Below are 21114 nucleotides of genomic sequence, written 5' to 3' on the forward strand. Positions count from 1 at the left end.
ATGAAAAAGAGCAAATGGGGGATTCTTTTTATATCTCCATATATCATCGTTTATCTATTATTCACGGCTTTGCCGATCGTTATTTCCTTGTATAAATCTTTATTTGTAAATTATTGGAAGGGACTAGAGGAAGTGGGTCCGTTCTTTTGTGGTCTCGAAAATTATGTGACGTTGCTTACGGACAAGAGCATCTACACTTACCTTGGTAATACGGCCATCATGTGGATTCTTGGATTTGTGCCACAGTTAGTTTTATCGATTACGCTGGCGGCATGGTTTTCGGATCATAGATTGGGTCTAAGAGGAATCCAGTTTTTTAAGACAGTTATATATTTTCCAAATCTGATTATCGCCGCGTCATTCGCATCTTTGTTTTTCTCTTTTTTTGCAGACTGCGGTCCTGTAAATGCACTGCTGATGGAGCTGGAAATTATTGATGAGCCATTTCAATTTTTCTCAAATACCTGGTCCACAAGAGCATTGGTGGCATTCATGAATTGCACCATGTGGTTTGGTAATACCACTTTGCTTTTGTTGGCGGGAATGTTGGGGATTGATAAGTCTCTAAAGGAAGCAGCTGAAGTGGATGGAGCCAGCACCTGGCAGGTATTTACAAGAATCACGCTGCCACTTATTCGACCAATCCTTTTGTATGTGATAATTACATCTCTTATAGGTGGAATCCAGATGTTTGATGTTCCACAGATTCTCACCAAGGGAACGGGAGATCCAAATCGTTCCACCATGACGGTGCTGATGTATATGAACAAGCACATGTTTAGCAAGAATTATGGTGTGTCAGGAGCGTTGTCCTTTATATTGTTTATTGTGACAGCGGTGCTTTCTATCATCGTCTTTAGCCTTAACTCTAAGACAGAAGAAGGGAGGGGCGTAAGATGAGTAGACGTGTGCAAAGAATCTTCGCATATACGATATTGATCCTCGTATCTTTCCTGTGCCTGTTTTGGTTTTATGCCTTATTTATAAACGCCACCAGATCTAACAGCGAGCTATCAAGTGGATTTTCACTGATACCTGGAACGGCCCTTGTGAAAAACTGGAATAGCATGAGACACTGCGCCTTGCCTGTAATGAATAGCATGAAAAACAGCATGGTGATAGCGCTTTCTTCGTCACTACTTTGCAGCTATTTTTCCATTATGACAGCCTATGGAATTCATGCATATTGCTTCAAGGGCAGGAAGCTTTTTTACACCATTATGATTGGTTTTATGATGATTCCAAGACAGGTGACGGCCCTTGGATTTATAAGCTTGGTGGATGATATGCATCTGATGGATACATTTATTCCGCTGATTATACCGGAAATAGCATCTCCAATCGTTTTCTACTATATGATAAAATACATGGAGAGTACGCTTCCAATGTCACTAGTGGAAGCGGCAAGGATTGATGGTGCTTCAGAGATTTTTGTTTTCAATAGAATCGTGTTGCCATTGATGAGACCGGCATTTGCGGTGCAGATGATTTTCAAATTTGTGGAATCTTGGAATAATTATTTTATTCCGGCACTGATTTTACATGAGGATAATAAGAAAACAATGCCAATTGTAATATCGCTTTTACGAAGTGCAAACTTTGCAAATTACGATAACGGTCTGATCTACATGGTAATTGCCTTTTCAATCCTGCCATCTATCATAATCTATCTATTTTTGTCGCGTCTGATAATCAGCGGCATAACAAGCGGGGGAATAAAAGGTTGATGAACATCAATATCCACATCATTGAAGACTCCATGGAGGAGAAACTGGATATCTTCTGTCATGAGGCCAATAAGGAGAGGCTGCAGGAGATTGCAAAGGAGCTAGTGGAGGGCAATCAGAAAATCACTTGTAAGAAAGATGATAAGACATATCAGATTCGTCTGGATGAGGTCTTTTATATAGAGACAGTTGATGAGAGATTGTTCATTTATTGTGAGGATGATGTTTATGAAAACAGGATGCGTCTTTATGAAGCAGAGCAGCTGTGCAGCGGCGCTGATTTTTTCAAGGCATCAAAGTCTATGCTAATCAACATTAAAAAGATTGAAAACATGAAGCCATCTCTTTCAGGGCGATTTGAGATTACCATGATAAATAAGGAGAAGCTGATTGTTTCCCGAAAATACGTAGCTGATTTAAAGGAAAAGATGGGATTATAGGAGTATGACAGATGAAACAAGAGATATTAAATGTTCTTAGAAGATTTATAAATGTGTGCGCTGGCATGCTGTTTATTATGGTGATTTTAGGGCCAGTGCTTGGAATTGTGGATGGTATAAATAATGTGCAGTTTGCAGTGTTGATAATCTGTGCAGCTGCAGCGGCACTTTCTAGTTTGGTGTTTATATCAAAGCAGGAGTTGCACGGGGCAGCTTGGTGGTGCAGAGAGATTATCTGCATACTGATAAATATGGCCATCACATTGCCGTTGACTTTCTACGCAGGCTTGTGGGAAAGCCTGGTGGGAATGCTGGTGGTGATGTTGATAATACTTGTCATCGCCTTCGGAAATCATTTCGTTGAATTCTTATATGATATGAAAACAGCGAACTTGATTAATAGCAAAATCAAGGAGATGAGGTAGTAGTACAAAGGGTAGAGAAATAAATAGAAATATGGTAATATACTTTAGATTTAGGCTAATTTTTTAATACGAAAGAATATATATACATAGAAGGAGATAAATTACCATGAAATTGGGAATCGTAGGTTTACCAAACGTCGGTAAATCAACACTTTTTAATTCACTTACAAAGGCAGGAGCACTTGCAGCAAACTATCCATTCGCTACAATCGACCCTAATGTTGGTGTCGTATCTGTTCCTGATAAGCGTCTTGACGAGCTTACAAAGATGTACAACTCTAAGAAAACAGTTCCAGCTACAATCGAATTCGTTGATATCGCTGGTCTTGTAAAGGGTGCATCAAAGGGTGAGGGACTTGGAAACCAGTTCCTTGCAAACATCCGTGAGGTAGATGCAATCGTTCACGTTGTTCGTTGTTTCGAGGATGCAAATGTTGTTCACGTTGATGGCAGCATCGATTCTCTTCGTGATATCGAGACAATCAACCTTGAGCTTCTTTTCTCAGATATGGAAGTTATGGAGCGTCGTTATTCAAAGACTGAGCGCAGCGCTCGTATGGACAAGACACTTCAGAAGGAAGCTGCTATGCAGAAGCGTCTTTTAGATCATATGGAAGCTGGCAACATGGCAAAGACATTCGAGCTTAACGATGAGGATGAAGAAGCATACTTCAAGGAGTACAACCTTCTTACTGCAAAGCCAGTTATCTACGCTGCAAACGTAGAGGATGAGGATCTTGCAGATGACGGCGCAAACAATAAAAACGTTCAGGCCGTTCGTGAGTACGCTGCTAAGGAAGGTTCAGAGGTATTCGTTATCTCAGCTCAGATTGAGCAGGAGATTTCAGAGCTTGAGTCAGAGGAAGAAAAGCAGGAGTTCCTTGAGGCTATGGGACTTGAAGAGTCAGGTCTTGATAAGCTTATCACTGCTTCTTACAGACTTCTTGGCCTTATCTCTTACCTTACATCAGGTGAGGACGAGACACGTGCTTGGACAATCAAGAAGGGCACAAAGGCTCCACAGGCTGCTGGAAAGATTCACACAGATTTCGAGCGTGGATTCATCAAGGCAGAGGTTGTTAGCTATGACGACCTTATGGCAAACGGCTCTATGACAGCTGCAAAGGAAAAAGGCCTTGTACGTATGGAAGGTAAGGAATATGTGGTAGCTGATGGTGATGTAATCACATTTAGATTTAATGTATAACAAATTGTGAATTATGTGGGAAAAATCCCTGATTTATCGGCATATCTGTTGATAAATAGATTTTCTTTGATATTATATTGATAAAGATAGTTAACAGTTTGTTTTTACCCATAAGGAGGTATTTATGAAACTTACTAATATTAAGGACACAGAGGCATTTTTTAAGGTTATCGATAACTGTCAGGGAAAGGTAGAGCTTGTTACAGGTGAAGGTGACAGACTTAATCTTAAGTCAAAGCTTTCTCAGTTTGTTTCACTTGCAAATATCTTCCAGGCTGATGAGAGCATTCCTGAGCTTGAGCTTATTGCATACGAGCCAGACGATGCAAAGAAATTATTGGAGTTTATGATTAACCAATAATCACATTGAAAAGAGGAATGAACATTCCGAATTAGAAAGAAAAAGGTTCTCAGTGTACGCTGAGAACCTTTCTTAAAGTTTATAAATAATATTGGAGATTAGTTATGCGAGCTTATGAAAGACTACTAAATTATGTAAAGGTTTACACAACCAGTGATGAAGAGAGCACTACAGTTCCTTCAACTGCTAGACAGTTTGATTTGGCAAAGATTCTTGTTGAAGAATTGAAGGGCCTTGGCATCGAGGATGCAAAGGTAGACGACAAGTGCTATGTTTATGCAAGCATCCCAGCAACAAAGGGATACGAAGACAAAAAGTCAATTGGCTTTATTGCACACATGGATACTGCGCCAGATTTCTGTGGTGAAAACGTAAATCCGATAATCGAAGAAAACTACAACGGTGAGGATATCGTTCTTGGCACATCTGGAAGAACAATTAAAGTATCAGATTTCCCACACCTTAAGGAATTAAAGGGACGTACTTTGATCCATACAGATGGAACAACACTTTTAGGCGCTGATGATAAATCAGGTATTGCCGAAATCATGACATTTGCAGAGGAACTTCTTGCAAGCGATGAGCCACACGGCAAGATTTGCATTGCCTTCACTCCTGATGAGGAGATTGGTGCTGGTGCAGATCATTTTGATGTTGAATACTTTGGAGCTGACTTCGCATATACGGTAGACGGTGGCGAAGAAAACGCAGTAGAGTACGAGAACTTTAATGCAGCTGAAGCAAAGATTAAATTCAACGGTGTAAATATTCATCCAGGTGATGCAAAAGATATTATGGTTAATGCAGCACTTGTTGCTATGGAGTTTAATTCTATGCTTCCACCAACACAGACACCTAGCCAGACAGAGGGATACGAAGGATTCTTCCATCTTCTTGATATGTCTGGAGATGTTGCAGAGGCAAAGCTTTGGTACATTATTCGTGACCACGATGCAGATAAATTCGAAGAGAAGAAAAAGGTTATGGAGCATGCTGCTAATATCATCAATCAGAAATATGGTGAGGGCACATGCGAGCTTAACATTAGAGACCAGTACCAGAACATGCTCGAGATGATTAAGCCTCACATGTTCCTTATCGATTATGCTTTCGAGGCATTAAAGGATGCTGGAGAGAATCCAAAGGCTGTTGCTATCCGAGGCGGTACAGATGGAGCACGTCTCTCATTTATGGGATTGCCTTGCCCAAACCTTGGAACAGGTGGCTACAACTTCCACGGCCCAATGGAGCACATTACAGCGGAGGGCATGGATACCGTAGTCAAGGTACTACACGGTATTACAAGCAAATTTGCTACAGAATAAGTTAGCCGATGAGCTGGTGAGAGCGTAACCAGCGGACTGGGGGAATTATGTCAGCGGAAAAAAGAAAAGAATTACTTGTAGATATTTTGATGGATGCCTTGTCAGGCTTGTGTATTGGTATCGCAATTTATAACTTTGCTGCAGATGCCAAGTTTCCATTGACCGGGCTTACCGGTATTGCAATGATTTTCTATCAGTACTGGGGATGGAAAATCGGTCTTATGACAATCATAATGAACATTCCACTGATAGTGGTTTCATACAAGGTTTTGGGTAGAAAGTTTCTTCTTAAAACTTTCAAGACTATGGCCATAGGCACTGTTATGATGGATTTTGCGGCACCTCTTGTACCTAAAATCGAGATTTCAAATATTCTTTTGAATGCATTGGTGGTAGGTGTGTTTACTGGATTAGGTTACGCGCTTGTTTATATGCGTAATTCATCCACAGGTGGTGCTGATTTTATCATGATGCTTATCAAGGCAAAGAATCCACACATGTCACTTGGACGAATCTTTTTCATAGTTGATGTGGTTATCATTGTAATCGACACAATCGCATATGCGCACTCATTTGAAGCATTGTGCTATGGTTTTGTAATCAGCTATGTAGGTTCACTTGTTGTGGATAAGGTAATGATTAATGCCGATTCAGGTATGATGTGTATGATTGTTACCAACAAAGCAGAAGCAATTGCAGATGCTATTGATAAAGCAGTTGAGAGAGGAACAACAATCTTCACTGCAAAGGGCGGATACAAAGGCGATGAGCGCCAGGTTTTGATGTGCGCCTGCTCAGACAAGCAGATGTACCAGGTTAATCGTGTCGCAAAAAAGATTGACGTGGACGCATTTATTGTCATAATGGAATCAAAGGCAGTATATGGTGAGGGGTTCAAGAGATTTAAACCTTAAGGAGTATAGAAATGTCAGAAAAGATTTGCGTTCTTGGTGTAGCAGGAGGATCTGCTTCAGGCAAGACTACAATTATTAAAAAGCTTCAGGATTATTTTGGAGAGGACATTGCGGTTATCAGCCATGATGCATACTACAAGGCACATCCTGATATGTCATTTGAGGAGCGTAGCAAATTAAACTACGACCATCCAGATTCATTTGAATCAGACAGAATGGCAGAGGATGTTAGAAAGCTTATAAAAGGATATGCTATCGATATGCCAGTTTACGATTACGTAAATCACAATCGTTCAGAGGAGACAATCCGAATTGAGCCAAAGACAGTTATTGTCATGGAAGGTATCCTTATTCTTGAGAACAAAGAGCTTAGAGATTTGATGGACATCAAAATCTTTGTTGATACAGATGCTGATGAGCGTCTTATGCGTCGTATCCAGCGTGATATGATTGAGCGTGGTCGTAGTATCGAATCAATCATTGGTCAGTACAGCGATACTGTAAAGCCAATGCATGAAGAGTTTGTTGAGCCTTCAAAGAAGCATGCAGACATCATTATTCCACGTGGAGGAGAGAACGCTGCAGGTCTTGATATGCTCATCACATACATGAACAAAAAGCTTCATGAAGAAGAAAACTAAATAGACGTTTATGCAATGTGCGACTTGTGCCACAGTGGTTTTTGTTGATAAGGACGAAAATCACTGTGGCTCTTTTATTTCCTTTAATTTGGAATATCCCTATGCTAAAATTGAATAGTAATTGATAAAAAATTATCAATTATGGAGTATTAAAAGGGAGAAATAATTAATAATGGGAAACAAACCAATCGTGTTGGCTGTTGCCGGTAAGGGCGGAGTAGGCAAAACTTCGTTAGCTTCGGTGATGGTCAAGTTGTTAGTGGAAGCTTATCCAGACAAACGCATTCTAGCAATCGATGCTGACCCAGCGGTGGGACTTTCGACAGCACTTGGTGTTGAACCAACTCTTACTCTTGATGATATCAGGAAAGAGGCAGTGGAAGCTGCAGAAAATGGTGATACCAAGGCAACTGTAGAAGTGCTTGGGGAAGCAAGATATCGTATTTTCGATGCTATGGTGGAAATGGAGGGCTTTTCTTTTATTGCAATAGGAAGACCGGAGGCTGCTGGTTGCTATTGCAAGATCAATACTTATCTCAAGGAAGTAATCTCTTCAGTTTCAGACAATTTTGATTACATAGTAATAGACGGAGAGGCCGGTATCGAGCAGATTAACCGTCGCGTTATGGAGAAGGTGACACACCTTATCCTTATCACAGATTCTAGTAAGAAGGGCTGCGATGTAGTTAAGACAATCAAGAATGTGGCTGACAATCTTGTTATGTACGACCAAATCGGAGTAGTTGTTAATCGTGTCTCATCAGAGGAAGTTTTGGAATATATGGATTTGGGTGATATTCCACTTCTTGGCTGGATACCAGCAGATGCCAACCTTACCGAATGCGACCTTAAGGGAAAATCGGTGCTAGGTATTTCAGGGGAATCACCTATCGTGGTTGAATTGCGCCGTGCATTACATAAGCTAGGAATAATATAAAGTGTACAATATTTATGTGAGCAGGTAACTATCAAGCTCTTGGTGTTACTCAAGGAGCCAATCTCGCGACGGAGTAATACCAAGGCTTGAGAGTGTGACCTGCGGACTATAGGGAGAAAATATATGAAGGATTTAAAGCATCTTATATATTTTGAGAACTTGCTTATGGATGCTGATAATGACCTAGTGCGCGAGGCTCAGGCTGAGGGTCGTGTATGCGTAGGTAGTGTGTGTTATCAGATACCAGAGGTTCTCATGAATCTAGGTAATTGCTTTACCGTTAGACTTCGCGCGCCAAGAACTGGTTCTATGGAGATGGGAACTTACTATCTGACCAGTTTCTTGTGCGAGTATTCAAGAGCATTGCTTGAGCGTGCAATTGAAGGGGGATATCAGTTTTTGGATTGCCTCATCGCGCCAGATGGTTGCACCATGATCAACAGATGTGTTGAGAATATGGAGCTTCTTAAGATGAATGAAAAGGAGCACTTTTTCTACAAGTATCTAGAGGTTCCAATGAAGGCTGATGATAATGGATTAAACCTCTATGTAGGTCAGTGCCGCTCAAAGATTTTGGAGCCACTTCATGAAAAGTTCGGAGTGGATATTTCCGATGAGGCACTTCGTAAATCTGTAGAAAATCACAACAAGATTTGCCGAATCATTACCGAGCTGGGCAACTTTAGAAAAGAGGAAAAGCCACGTATCACAGGATACGAATTCCATATCATCACAATGTGCACCTATGTGTGCCCACAGGATTTGCTCCTTGAAAAGCTTGAGGAAACACTCGAAGAAGTAAAGAATCGTGTGCCAGATGAAAAATGGCCATATCGCGCCAGAGTAGCGGTTGTTGGTTCAGAGGTAGACGATATCGATATGATTAAGCTCATCGAGGAATCAGGGGCATATGTATGCGCAGATAGATTCTGCTTTGGTTCATTGCCGGGGCGTGAGGAAATCATTCTCAATGATGAGGAAGATGTGCTTACACAAATTTGCCGTCATTACATGATGAGCTGCATGTGCCCACGTCACATGGATACTCCAAAGATGAATCGACGCCGTGAATACGTTGATGAAATTGCAAGGGAGTACAAGGCTGACGGAATCATCTATGAGCAGATGAAATTCTGTGATCCATGGGCTTATGAACGAATGGTAGGAAGCCATGTTCTTCGTGATGAATATGGTTATCCAGTGCTTACAATCGATAGACCATATGCGGTGGGTTCATCGGGACAGATTCGTACCCGTGTCCAGGCCTTCGTGGAAAGTATCGAAATCAAAAAGATACAAGGAGGTAAACGCTAATGGGAAAAGCAGTAGGCAGCTCAAAATTAGGTGAGCTTTATAGCGGTGATAAAAAGGTTTTTAAACACCGCGAGTGGAGAGGAATCAGGGATACCTGGTACGACTACACCAGATGGCTTGGAATCATAGCCATGCTTGGAAAGTTTATGCTCCACCCAAAGAATGTAAAGGGATTTTTCAGATATCGTTGGATGCTCAACTATTTGGCAGTTCCAATGATGATAGATAAGCATTCCATGGGACTTCGTGGAACTCAGCTTCGTATTTGCCGTGAGGAATACGATTTAGTTGCATCGGACGTTGCAAAGCTTTTGACAAAGATTTTTTCAATGGATAGAAACCTTGGGGCAAGCCCAGAAAAGTCAAAGCATGTAGTTCTTATGGATGAAAACGAAATGACTAACATCATGTGCGGCTTCCCAAATCTTGAGGGACTCAGTTGGGAGACAGCAAGCTGTTATGTATGCGTTCTTCTTCAAGGAGATGCCATGACACATTATTTGGATGTTGTTCAGGAATGTGGTATGCCAGGTGATGTTTGTCCTATGCCTGCATCTGAGGCTGGCATTTGTATTGATGGGGATATGCCTGTTTTTGGTAAGTGTGCAGTTCAATGTAACACTACTTGTGATGGTTCGCTTATGGGAAATGGTGTTATTTCAAGAGCGCTAGAGCGAAATGGCATTCCAGTTCATCAGCTTGCTACACCACTTCGTCACACAGAGCCTGGTGTTCAGGAGTATGCAGCTCAGGAGGTTAGAAACGCCATCGCCTTCATCGAAGAGCAGACAGGTGAAAAGTTCGATTGGGATTATTACTTTGAATGCGCTAAGCGAATCAACATAGGTGCCCGCGAATGTACTGAGTGGCTTGAAATCACAAAGACAGATTATCCGCAGGTTATCGGAAACAACATCCTGCTTTATCGCGAGACTGAGTATATGGCCATCGCTGGAAAGGTTCCAGCATTTGCCAAGCTTGATAAAAAGATTACCAAGATGGCAACAGAGGCATACCAGAAAAAGACAATGCTTGCTAAAGAGTATCGTCATCGTGCTGTTATCTGGGGCGTTCAATCTCAGTTCTATACAGACTTTGTGGCATGGCTTTTGAACTGTTGGGGAATTCTTCCAATGTTCGACATGCTCACCATGGTATCCCTTGATCCTATTTCAGAGGACGACAAGGAACAGGCCATCTACGATATGGCACATCAGTATGAAAACATGATTATGAGAAATCGTACTCATGGTGGCTATGAGGTGCTTCTTGATGACCTTTGGAGATACTGTGAGGAATTCCGCGCTGATATGGTTATCCTTTGGGAACACATAGCATGCAAGGCACTTGATGGTATGCATGGTATGTTCGAAGAGCAGGCGAGAGAACACGGTATCAAATTGGTTTGGGTGAACCATGACCTCTATGACCCACGTGTCATCCCTCGAAAGAACCTTCGCCAGGACGTAAACCGTTACATGCGCTCAGTCCTTCGCGAGGAGCCCCTGGACCCATCGCTAGAGGATTATGACGATACGAATTTATGGTAAAAGGAAATGATTTTGCAAACTTGATTTGTAAAATCGTTTCCCACGACGCAGCCTTGCGAAGCAATTATAATGGCTGCGTCTTCCCGAAAGGAGAAAAAATATATGAAATATTTTGGTGGATGTGACTCAGGTAGTACTTATACTAAATGCGTCATTATTGATGAGACAGGTAAAATGGTGGCGGACGTCACCTTAAAGAGTAGGATAAATGCTGTGCTATCTTGTCAGGATGCCCTTGATCAGGCAGTGGCACAGGTGCCAGATTTAAATAGTGCAGAGGATTTGACTTATCTTGTAGGTACAGGATATGGCCGTAACAAGGTTCCTTTTGCTGATGAGAATATCTCAGAAATTAGCTGCCATGCCATGGGTGTCCATGTGGCTGACCCAACAGTAAAGGCTATTATCGATATTGGTGGTCAGGACGTAAAGGGAATTGCAGTTGATACTGATGGTACAGTTCTTAATTTTGCAATGAATGATAAGTGTGCAGCAGGAACAGGTCGTTTCTTTGAGGCCATGGCTAGAGCATTTGAGATGGATTTGGATGAGTTCTCAAATCTTTCTCTCAAGGCAAAAAATGTTATTCCAATTACAGCGCAGTGTACCGTATTTGCGGAGTCAGAGGTAATCTCTCTTGTTGGAGAGGGAAAGCCAATGGATGAAATTGCAGCAGGTATCGAGCTTTCGGTTGCAAAGAGATGCTTTGTAATGTCTAAGAAGGCTGGTGCCACAGATAAGATTACACTTACAGGTGGATGCGCAAAGAATGCAGGACTTAAGGCTGCCATCGAGCAGGTTCTTAAGCTGAAGGTTATCGACCTTCCAATTGACCCACAGCTCATGGGTGCACTTGGTGCAGCAGAGTTTGCTCGCAAGAAAGGAAATAGATAATGTTGAAAGTTTTAGGAATTATCGCAATAGTGTTGATATGCCTTTGGATTTTATCCATGATTGTTTATTTCTTTAATCTGGATATGAAGCTCACAAGCGCATTACAGCCACTGCTTGCAAAGCATTACGATAAGATTAAGAGAGATAGAAAGATTTAATGAAACTATATGATGAAAGCATTAAAGAGCTGCTTGCTGGATTAGATATTTCTAAGGCCAAGAGTCTTGATATCGTAAATGCGAATTGGACTGATGTGGGAGACCATAATCTAATTCTTAGAGCTGATATGGCTTATGAATTGGGAGGAGGTACTAATCCTGCAGTATCAGCTATGGCTGTTACCTGCAATGACGAATTCGTAAATGCGGATGAAGTTATTTTGATTGGTCCAGATTTAAATGAAATCAAAAACGACACGCCATACGCAAGAATAGCTATTGTGAAGGTGGCTGAGGAAAGCCTTGGGGATGGCAATGCACTTTATAATGCAATTAGAAAAATAGAATACGTTAGGTATCACATTAATCCAAAGGGATACATGACCCGCATCTCTGCATCAAACAACAGAGAGCCGGTACGAGTTGGCAAGGAAGCTCTTAATGAGGGATTAGATTTCGCCAAGGTTGGAAAGCTGTTCCTTGATACCTACCATGAAAACAAAAATATTGAAGCTGTAAAGCTCATATTTATAACTGACTCAGCTTTTGACTACAGGTCATTAGCTGAGCAGGCAAAGCATCTTGAAGATATCACTGGCGCAATAGACCATATCTTCAAGAATGTAATGATGGACTGCGGAAGCTGTTCATTGCAGAAGGTCTGTGATGAAGTGGAGGGCTTACGCGAACTCCATTTCTCAGTTCATTAAATAATTAAATGAGGCAGTAGATAACAAGCTCTTAGGTTTCTGAATGAGACATGTAGTCGAATGAAGAAACACTAAGGCTTGTAAGCGTAACTGCCGGATTATAGTTAAGAAAGGGAGTATAGGATATGCCAGAAATGAGCAAAGCAATCATGCCACCACATATGCATGATAAAGAGCCAAGCAAGAAGATTATAGAGCTTGGAAGAAAAATAACAGATGTAATGCCACACAAGATGTTTGGCGTTAAGGTAGAGGACCCAGAGTACTGGGGACTTGCAGAAATCGTAACAGAGGAGATGGCTGAGGTTGGCCTTACAATGAAGGTACGCCATCACTACACATTTGAGGATCTCTGCAAAATGAATCCTGAGAAGGCAAAGGATAAAGAGGCTTTCCAGAAGTTACTTGATGATATGTCATACATCGGACTTTTAGAGTACGATTATGGAAATCACTATGATCATAATGGACGTACAGCTCCACAGTCTGAGAGAAGATATGTGCTTCCTATCTTCGTTCCAGGCTCTGCAGAGCTTTTCAACATGGAAGAGTCAGTTCCAGGTGAGCGTTCAAACAATAGAATTAAGCAGCATCCAGCTGTAGCATCATTCTTCGAGAGAATGACATACATTCCACTTGATGGTTTGACACACCTCATCCCACCAGGAGGCGCTGGTGTAGGTATGCACGTTATCCCTGTGGAGAAGGCTATCGAGTTCGAAAACGAAAAGGTAGACCTTGAGCAGATTTCTTACTGGCTCAAGAAATATGAAGGACATATTGGTGTAGGCCAGTGCTCATGCCGTGTATCACGTGCTTGCCTTGAAGAAGGTTGCGGTGATGACGAGATGAACTGGTGTATCGGTCTTGGTGATTTCGCTGACTACTGCCGTGAGACAGGCAAGGGCCACGACATCACATACGAAGAGGCTATGCGCATCGTTGAGCGCGCTGAGACACTTGGCTTCGTTCACCAGATTACAAACATCGATGGCGAAAACAAGATTTTCGGTCTTTGCAACTGTAACGTAAATATTTGTAATGCACTTCGTACATCACAGCTCTTCAACACACCTAACATGTCACGTTCTGCCTACACAGCTCACGTAGAAGCAGAGAAGTGTGTAGCTTGTGGTAAGTGTGTTGAGTACTGCCCAGCAGGTGCTGTTAAGCTTGGCCAGAAGCTCTGCAAGAAGGATGGTAGTGAGGTTGAATATCCAAAGGTAGTTCTTCCAGACAGAGTTCACTGGGGCAAGGATAAATATGACGAGGATTATCGTGATAACAACCGTAAGAACTGTTACGACACAGGTACAGCTCCATGTAAGGTAGCATGTCCTGCCCACGTATCTGTTCAGGGTTATGTAAACATGGCAAAGAATGGCCGTTACGATGACGCTCTTGCACTCATCAAGAAGGATAACCCATTCCCAGCTATCTGCGGCCGCGTATGTAACAAGAGATGTGAGGCTGCTTGTACACGTGGCACTATCGATGCACCAGTTGCTATCGATGATATCAAGAAGTTTATTGCTGAGCGCGATCTTCATGCTGAGACAAGATATATTCCACCAATCGACATCCCTTCAAACCGTTTAACACAGTGGGATGACAAGATTGCAATCATCGGTTCAGGCCCTGCAGGTCTTTCATGTGCTTACTATCTTGCAACAAAGGGCTACAAGCCAACAGTATTCGAAAAGAACAGCCGTCCAGGTGGTATGCTCACATGGGGTATTCCAACATGGAAGCTTGAGAAGGATGTTGTTGAGGCTGAAATCGATGTTATCCGTCAGCTTGGTGTAGAGATTAAATGCAATGTTGAGGTTGGTAAGGATATCACACTTGATGAGTTACGTGCTCAGGGCTACAAGGCATTCTATGTAGCAATTGGATGCCAGGGCGGCAAGATTCCACCAATTCCTGGAACAGACGCAAAGGATGGTATTGATATTGCTGTTACATTCCTTCACAAGGCACTTGAAGATCAGACACAGAAGATGGATGGTAACGTAGTTGTTGTCGGTGGTGGTAACGTAGCTATCGACTGCGTACGTACAGCTGCTAGATTTGGCGCTGGCAACCCACAGATGTTCTGTCTTGAGTCTAGAGACGAGATGCCAGCAAACAACTCAGAAATTACAGAGACACTTGAAGAAGACATCGCAATCAACAATGGTTGGGGTCCAAAGGAAGTTCTCAAGGATGCTGATGGCAATGTATCTGGTATCGTATTCAAGAAGTGTACATCTGTATTTGATGCTGACCACAAGTTCAATCCTCAGTACGATGAAAATGACACAATGACAGTAGAGTGCAAGCACATCATCTTTGCTATTGGTCAGGGTATCGAGTGGGGCGGACTCCTTGGTGATGGAAAAGAAAAGGTAGAATTCTGGCACGGTAATTATCCAGTAGCGGACAAACTTACATACCAGACAGCACAGCCAGACATTTTTGTTGGTGGTGATGTATATTCTGGTCCTAAGTTTGCTATCGACGCTATCGAAGCTGGTAAGTGTGCAGCAGATTCTCTACACAGATTTGTACAGCCAGGCTGCTCTATGACAATCGGTAAGAATCGTAGAGACTTTATTGAGCTTGACAAAGACAATATTCTTGTGGAAGAATATGACACAGCGGGCAGAAATGAGCCAGCTATAGATACAAGCATTGATATGAAGCATTCATTCCGTGATGCTCACCTTACACTTACAGAAGAGCAGGTAAAGGCTGAGGCTAGCCGCTGCTTAAAGTGTGGTGCATCAGTTGTTGATGAGAATAAGTGTATCGGATGTGGTGTTTGCACAACTAAGTGTGCCTTCGACGCTATCACCCTTCACAGAACTCATCCAGAGTGCACACATATGGTTAAGTCTGAGGATAAGTTCAAGCATATCGGTGCTTATGCAGTAAAACGTGCGGCTAAGATTGCATTCTCGCGTAAGACTGACGCGGAGAAGGCTGCAGAAAAGGCCCACAAGGAGTATAAGAAGGGTAATAAGTAATTATGCATGAATTAGGTATTGTGTTTCATGTGGCGAAACAGGTAGAAGAGGTAGCTCAGGAGAATAATGCAGATCACATCAGCGAAGTAGTTCTTTCGATTGGTGAGGTATCTACAGTTATTCCAGACTATCTTATTGATTGCTGGGCTTGGAATGCTAAAAAGTATCCAAGACTTGATGGCAGCAAGCTTACTTGCGAAACTATTAAGGCAGTGACATTCTGCGAGGATTGTAAACAAGAGTACGAGACAGTTGCTTATGGAAAGACATGTCCACATTGTGGCAGTGGCAACACTTATCTTGTTACAGGAAACGAGGTTATATTAAAAGAAGTTATAGCTGACTAAGAAAAAAGAACCTTCGGGGTGGCTGAAGCCCCAAGGTTCTTTTCTTTTGCACATCAACCGACATGCATTTGAAGGGAGAAAATATATGAACGGTCCGAATGACCAAGTAATTAACTAATTAAAAGAAGCAACATAGGTTGCAAATTAAGTTTAAGAAAGCCATGCTAATACACCATCTGGCTACACCGGAATATGGTCTGTAGTAGCCGTAGCTGGCACTTCTGTTTTCATACCAACCTCTGCTGAAGTTGATGCTTTGCTCAAACTGTCTATATCTAAAGTTGCTTGGCTCTAGTGCGATGGCTCTGGAAATGTATTCTCTAGCATCGTTTAGATTGCCAAGTCCCTGAGATGCAACTGATGCGAAGAAATACCACTGCCCATTTCGGCCACTGTCAGGAATGCTGTAAAGCACATTCATTGCGGCGGCAAACTGTCTGGCGTTGATATAGTTGGCAGCTGCCTGCATCTCTACTGAGCCAGCGCCCTGACTACCGTAGGAGTCATATCCGTAAGAGTAGTTGTTAGAGTAGCTTCCATTTTGTCTTTCATCCATTATCTGGTTGTAAGCTGCCTGAATCTCTTTGAATTTTTCTTCTGCCTGTGCCTTGTTAGGATTATTGATATTGGCATCAGGATGATATTTTCTACTGAGATTTCTGTATGCTTTTTTTATTTCCTCATCTGAGGCGCCTCTTTCGACACCCAAAACGCTGTAAGGATTGAGCATTTATGGTTTCTCCTTTGGAGTGTTTTTCTTTATCTGCAGGTACTCGTATTTGGTCCATACACCTGTGTAGATAATGTTTCTAAGAATATCTGCATTCTCCACTATTGGCAATCGTTCAAAGGATTTTGCGCATTCTGCCATGAGGGATGTGAGATTGATTCTCACGAAGGTTTCGAATTCCTTTGGCGACTCCTTCTTCATAAATGAAAGAGGGTTGTAGTTGCCATTTTTTTCATCCTTCTTTAAATCCTCGTAGGCATCAATGATATAAATGAACTTGCCCATATGAAAGCCCATACAGTGAAGGGTACAACTCCAATCGTCATCCTTCCAATTCATAAGCGTACCAAGCATTTCGCCGGTATAGCTGGAAACCTTATCAATGTTGGTTTCGCGGGCTTTTTCAGCAGCTGAAAGCTGCGCTATATATTTTTCAACAGCAGCAGTCTGCTTTGGATATTTATCCTTTATGCGATTGTAGTCCTTGTTTAGACTATCAGCTGCTAGCTTTGAAATCTTGGAATTGTCATCTTTATAATTATCCATAAGACTGTGATATGAGAGAATAATGTCCATATCTGCAGCATATCTTATGGCGTCGCTGTTATAGAAATCTCTGACCTTGAATGGATGAATTATGCAACGATGTGTGTCCTGACTGAGATCAGGCTCGTACAGACTTTGCAGAAGTATAGCTAAAAAGCAAAGGTCGTAGTTGAGCAAGAGTTGGCCCTTGAAACCGGCCTCTTTGCCAAGCTGATGACACAATCCACAGTAGAATTGTTGATATATTTTTTTGTCATCCTCTGAAAGCTGCTTTATATCAGCATTTATATATCCAAACAAAATCGATACCTTATCTATACCCTTTTAATAAATTGAGTGTGACACTTACTACATGTTACTTGTATTTTGCCTCTGCCTCTTGGAGCACGAAGTTTTTGCTTGCAGTTTGGGCATTTGAAAATTGCATATACCTTACGCTGCTCATAGTTTGCCTTTGTGCGAGAGAAGAATGTTTTTGCTTTATAAGGAAAGCCGGAAAACTTTCTTCTTATTCCTGCTGTCTTTTCAAGGAACTTTTGATTCTCGTAATAACGCTTTTGATAGTTCTTTGAAAGCATGCGCCAAACACTGTATACGAGGCAGGCCATTGCAATCAGATAGAAAATATTAGAACCTGTAATCATTGTGAGAAGCATAAGTATGAGAGCAACCCATGTGACTGTTCTGCCAAGTGCATCTACACCTGTTCTACCTGAGAAAAATTGTGCCATTTTATATCTGAAATCGTTCATTGTGGCCTCCTCATATCGGATGTAAATCCGTTGTTGTTTAGTTGCACTTTAACTGTTAAAATAGGGTTCGTCAACAGTTTGGAAAAGTATTTAATAAAAGTTTAAGATTTGATTTAGAATACTTGAAATAATATAATGGTTAGTGTAAACTAACTATAGTTTAATAAGTTGCACTGAGGTAAGTTTTATGATAAGGTTTATGTGAAGTGGATTGTGTGCAACTGAAATTTTATTTCAAAATCCATTTAGTTTAGGAGGAGTTGTTTTGAGAACTTTTGTTAACGAATCAGCAGAAAATTATCTTGAGACTATACTTATGCTCAGCAAGAAATTACCAGTTGTTCGCTCGGTAGATGTTGCTAATGAATTGAACTTCAAAAAATCATCAGTCAGCATTGCTATGAAGAATCTTCGTGAAAAGAACCACATCACAGTTACAGATGCTGGTTACATATACCTCACAGATGAAGGCAAGGCTATTGCAGAGATGATTCTTGAACGCCACGAGTTCTTTACAGATGTTCTTGTAAAGCTTGGCGTAGACGAAGAAATTGCATCAGAGGACGCATGCAGAATTGAGCATGTTCTCAGCAAAGAGAGCTTCAAGGCAATCAAGGATTACGCAGAAAAAAATATTTTAAAATAATACTCCAGCCCTAAAATAGGGCTGGGTTTTTCTTAGTTTTATAGAAGGGGTATCAAAATGGACGTTATGGATACAGAACAGCGTGACATTATCATTCAGCAGCTTAGAGAATCAGGCTGTCGAATCACAAAGCAGCGTTTGACAATTTTGGACATCATTTTAAATGGTGATCCATCATGTGTTAAGGAAATATATAGGGAAGCCGTTAAAAAGGATAAAAATATTGGTAGCGCCACTGTTTATCGTATGGTAAATACCCTTGAAGAAATCGGCGTAATCAACCGCAAAAATATGTATCAGGTTGATTGCAGTAACTGCGGGCATCTTTGTGAGGATGCAGATTGCGATGAATCATGTCCAGGTGGTAGCTGTCCAGTATGCGAAACCAATGTTGTAGTTACATTGGATGATGATTCAAAAATAGTTATAGGAAGAGAAGAATTACAAGAATTAATCTATGAGGGACTCAAGGCTAAGGGCCGTATCGGTGACCAGAAAATTTCTCGTTTAGCCATGTAGTTGATACCCTCAAATAGTTGAATTTATAGTTATTCTGATGTATTATTAAAAGGCTGTCAGTGTACTGACGGCCTTTAGTTATGTCAAATTTAGAAGAGGAGATACACAATGACTCAGTCACGTACACACAACTGTAACGAGCTTCGCCTTGCAGATGCAGGAAAAGAAGTTACTTTAGTTGGTTGGTTTGAAAACATTAGAAAGGTTTCGAAGAATCTTGGTTTCCTTATTCTTCGTGATTTTTACGGCACTACACAGGTAGTAGTAGAGACAGAAGACATGATGGCTATCATCGATTCTGTAAACAAGGAGTCTACAATCTCTGTAACAGGTACTGTTCGTGAGCGTTCTTCAAAGAACACAGAGCTCCCTACTGGCGAGATTGAGGTTGTTCCTACAGATATAAAAGTTCTTGGTAAGTGTGACCACAATGAGCTTCCATTCGAGATTAACCGTTCAAAGGAAGCTGATGAAAATACACGTCTTAAGTATCGTTATCTTGATCTTCGTAACCCAGAGGTTAAGAGTAAGATTATTCTTCGTAGCAAAATCGTTGCAGAGCTTCGTAGCGCAATGATCGCTCACGATTTCTTGGAGATTACAACTCCAATCCTTACATGCTCATCACCTGAGGGAGCACGTGATTACCTTGTTCCAGCACGTAATCACCCTGGCAAGTTCTATGCACTTCCACAGGCACCACAGCAGTTTAAGCAGATCCTTATGGCATCTGGTTTCGATAGATATTTCCAGATTGCACCATGCTTCCGTGATGAGGATGCTCGTGCAGACCGTTCTCCAGGAGAGTTCTACCAGCTCGATATGGAGATGGCATTTGCTTCTCAGGAAGACGTATTCGCAGTAGTAGAGGATGTACTTCCTCCAATCTTTGCTAAGTACGGTGTATACAAGAGCGCTTCAACAGCTCCATTCGTTCGTATCCCATACCTTGAGGCTATGGATAAGTACGGTTCAGATAAGCCAGATCTTCGTATCGACCTTGTTCTTCAGGATGCTACAGATGTTATGGCAGATTGTGGATTTGGTCCATTCGAGGGCAATGTTGTTAAGGCTATCGTTGTTGACAATCTTTCAGCTACACGTAAGCAGATTGATGCTATGATAGCTGAGGTAGAGGTTGCTACAGCTCAGAAGACATACTGGTTCAAGCTCGATGAAAACGGAGAGCTTGTTGGTGGTATCGCAAAGTTCCTTCAGGAGAGAAAGCAGGCTGTTATTGATAAGCTTGGTCTTAAGCCTGGTGATTTCGTTGGTCTTGCTGCAGGAAACCTTCTTACAGCTCAGAAGACAGCTGGTGTATTCAGAAAGCTTCTCGGCGCAGCTGCTGAGGGTCACATGAAGAAGGATACATACGAGTTCTGCTGGATTGTTGATTTCCCAATGTACGAAATCGGCGAGGAGTCAGGAGAGCTTGAGTTCTGCCACAACCCATTCTCAATGCCACAGGGTGGCAAGGAAGCTCTTCAGACACAGGAGCCACTTGATATCCTTGCATACCAGTACGATTTAGTATGTAACGGTGTAGAGCTTTCTTCAGGTGCTATCAGAAACCATGATCCAGAAATCATGATTGAAGCATTCAAGCTTGTTGGTCTTGGTGAGGAAGATGTTAAGGCTAAGTTCCCTGCTATGTACAACGCATTTACTTATGGTGCACCACCACACGGAGGAATTGCTCCTGGTGTTGATCGTATGATTATGCTTATCGCTGGTGAGGAATCTATCCGTGAAATCATTCCATTCCCAATGAATAAGAATGCACAGGATATTATGATGGATGCACCTGCTACTGTAGATCAGAAGCAGCTTGACGATGTACACATCGCAATCGTAATGCCTAAAGAAGATTAATCTATACAATACAAAAGCCCCCAGTTACGGCTACAAGCCTATCGATTTCTCAATTCGACGGAATGTCTCATTTGAGAAATGATAGAGCTTG

The 21114-nt window shown here is 41.8% G+C and carries 23 protein-coding genes; 20 read left to right on the forward strand and 3 right to left on the reverse strand.

The window, feature by feature from the left end:
- From BM102_RS06545 to BM102_RS06620, 17 genes are all read left to right on the forward strand, one after another.
- Positions 1-900, forward strand: a complete 900-nt coding sequence (locus BM102_RS06545; protein WP_090480235.1) for a carbohydrate ABC transporter permease — start codon at positions 1-3, stop codon at positions 898-900.
- Positions 897-1727 (forward strand): carbohydrate ABC transporter permease, encoded by an 831-nt coding sequence (locus BM102_RS06550; protein ID WP_074791937.1) that lies wholly within the window; start codon positions 897-899, stop codon positions 1725-1727. The genes BM102_RS06545 and BM102_RS06550 overlap by 4 nt, the downstream gene beginning before the upstream one ends.
- Complete coding sequence (locus BM102_RS06555; RefSeq protein WP_074791935.1) at positions 1727-2167, forward strand: LytTR family DNA-binding domain-containing protein; 441 nt, start codon at positions 1727-1729, stop codon at positions 2165-2167. Before BM102_RS06550 ends, BM102_RS06555 begins: the two co-directional genes overlap by 1 nt.
- 11 nt (positions 2168-2178) lie before the next feature.
- On the forward strand, positions 2179-2592 hold the full coding sequence (locus BM102_RS06560) for a hypothetical protein (RefSeq protein WP_044938344.1): 414 nt from the start codon (positions 2179-2181) through the stop codon (positions 2590-2592).
- Between the two features lie 106 nt (positions 2593-2698).
- Positions 2699-3799: a redox-regulated ATPase YchF gene (gene ychF / locus BM102_RS06565; protein ID WP_044938340.1), complete on the forward strand. Its 1101-nt coding sequence runs from the start codon at positions 2699-2701 to the stop codon at positions 3797-3799.
- A gap of 124 nt (positions 3800-3923) precedes the next feature.
- On the forward strand, positions 3924-4160 hold the full coding sequence (locus BM102_RS06570) for a hypothetical protein (protein ID WP_044938337.1): 237 nt from the start codon (positions 3924-3926) through the stop codon (positions 4158-4160).
- 104 nt (positions 4161-4264) lie between these two features.
- Positions 4265-5485, forward strand: coding sequence for a peptidase T (pepT, locus tag BM102_RS06575; protein WP_074791931.1), 1221 nt, complete (start codon positions 4265-4267; stop codon positions 5483-5485).
- A gap of 47 nt (positions 5486-5532) precedes the next feature.
- Positions 5533-6399 (forward strand): YitT family protein, encoded by an 867-nt coding sequence (locus BM102_RS06580; RefSeq protein ID WP_090480238.1) that lies wholly within the window; start codon positions 5533-5535, stop codon positions 6397-6399.
- Between the two features lie 11 nt (positions 6400-6410).
- Positions 6411-7040 (forward strand): uridine kinase, encoded by a 630-nt coding sequence (gene udk, locus BM102_RS06585; protein ID WP_033154551.1) that lies wholly within the window; start codon positions 6411-6413, stop codon positions 7038-7040.
- 172 nt (positions 7041-7212) lie between these two features.
- Positions 7213-7977: an ATP-binding protein gene (locus BM102_RS06590; RefSeq protein ID WP_090480243.1), complete on the forward strand. Its 765-nt coding sequence runs from the start codon at positions 7213-7215 to the stop codon at positions 7975-7977.
- A gap of 123 nt (positions 7978-8100) precedes the next feature.
- Entirely contained in the window at positions 8101-9291 is a 1191-nt protein-coding gene (locus BM102_RS06595) for a 2-hydroxyacyl-CoA dehydratase family protein (RefSeq protein WP_090480247.1), read from the forward strand.
- Entirely contained in the window at positions 9291-10841 is a 1551-nt protein-coding gene (locus tag BM102_RS06600; protein WP_090480252.1) for a 2-hydroxyacyl-CoA dehydratase family protein, read from the forward strand. The genes BM102_RS06595 and BM102_RS06600 overlap by 1 nt, the downstream gene beginning before the upstream one ends.
- Positions 10842-10943: 102 nt before the next feature.
- Complete coding sequence (locus tag BM102_RS06605) at positions 10944-11735, forward strand: acyl-CoA dehydratase activase (RefSeq protein WP_090480257.1); 792 nt, start codon at positions 10944-10946, stop codon at positions 11733-11735.
- Entirely contained in the window at positions 11735-11893 is a 159-nt protein-coding gene (locus tag BM102_RS14300) for a hypothetical protein (RefSeq protein WP_177194925.1), read from the forward strand. Before BM102_RS06605 ends, BM102_RS14300 begins: the two co-directional genes overlap by 1 nt.
- Positions 11893-12603 (forward strand): carbon monoxide dehydrogenase, encoded by a 711-nt coding sequence (locus BM102_RS06610; RefSeq protein WP_090480260.1) that lies wholly within the window; start codon positions 11893-11895, stop codon positions 12601-12603. The genes BM102_RS14300 and BM102_RS06610 overlap by 1 nt, the downstream gene beginning before the upstream one ends.
- Before the next feature lie 125 nt (positions 12604-12728).
- A complete protein-coding gene (locus BM102_RS06615) occupies positions 12729-15611 on the forward strand; it encodes an FAD-dependent oxidoreductase (RefSeq protein WP_090480263.1) in 2883 nt (960 codons plus the stop codon).
- A gap of 2 nt (positions 15612-15613) precedes the next feature.
- The gene (locus tag BM102_RS06620; protein WP_033154545.1) at positions 15614-15958 is read left to right on the forward strand and encodes a hydrogenase maturation nickel metallochaperone HypA; all 345 of its coding nucleotides are present in this window, start codon (positions 15614-15616) and stop codon (positions 15956-15958) included.
- Positions 15959-16076: 118 nt separating this feature from the next.
- Here BM102_RS06620 and BM102_RS06625 read toward each other — a convergent pair whose 3' ends face one another.
- Genes BM102_RS06625 through BM102_RS06635 form a run of 3 tightly spaced genes read right to left on the reverse strand, consistent with a single transcriptional unit; the run spans position 16077 to position 17986 of the window.
- Complete coding sequence (locus tag BM102_RS06625; RefSeq protein ID WP_090480266.1) at positions 16077-16688, reverse strand: J domain-containing protein; 612 nt, start codon at positions 16686-16688, stop codon at positions 16077-16079.
- Complete coding sequence (locus BM102_RS06630; RefSeq protein ID WP_090480269.1) at positions 16689-17534, reverse strand: DUF5685 family protein; 846 nt, start codon at positions 17532-17534, stop codon at positions 16689-16691. It abuts the gene before it with no gap.
- A gap of 14 nt (positions 17535-17548) precedes the next feature.
- Entirely contained in the window at positions 17549-17986 is a 438-nt protein-coding gene (locus BM102_RS06635) for a hypothetical protein (protein ID WP_242942910.1), read from the reverse strand.
- Between the two features lie 265 nt (positions 17987-18251).
- Here BM102_RS06635 and BM102_RS06640 point away from each other — a divergent pair, with 265 nt between their 5' ends.
- From BM102_RS06640 to aspS, 3 genes are all read left to right on the forward strand, one after another.
- The gene (locus BM102_RS06640; protein ID WP_033154541.1) at positions 18252-18632 is read left to right on the forward strand and encodes a metal-dependent transcriptional regulator; all 381 of its coding nucleotides are present in this window, start codon (positions 18252-18254) and stop codon (positions 18630-18632) included.
- 57 nt (positions 18633-18689) lie between these two features.
- On the forward strand, positions 18690-19151 hold the full coding sequence (locus BM102_RS06645) for a Fur family transcriptional regulator (RefSeq protein WP_090480271.1): 462 nt from the start codon (positions 18690-18692) through the stop codon (positions 19149-19151).
- A 108-nt stretch (positions 19152-19259) separates the two neighbouring features.
- A complete protein-coding gene (aspS, locus tag BM102_RS06650) occupies positions 19260-21023 on the forward strand; it encodes an aspartate--tRNA ligase (RefSeq protein WP_090480275.1) in 1764 nt (587 codons plus the stop codon).
- The last annotated feature ends 91 nt before the right edge of the window (positions 21024-21114 follow it).

Origin of the sequence: Pseudobutyrivibrio sp. JW11 (assembly GCF_900115355.1) — a bacterium.
Classification (GTDB): domain Bacteria; phylum Bacillota; class Clostridia; order Lachnospirales; family Lachnospiraceae; genus Pseudobutyrivibrio; species Pseudobutyrivibrio ruminis.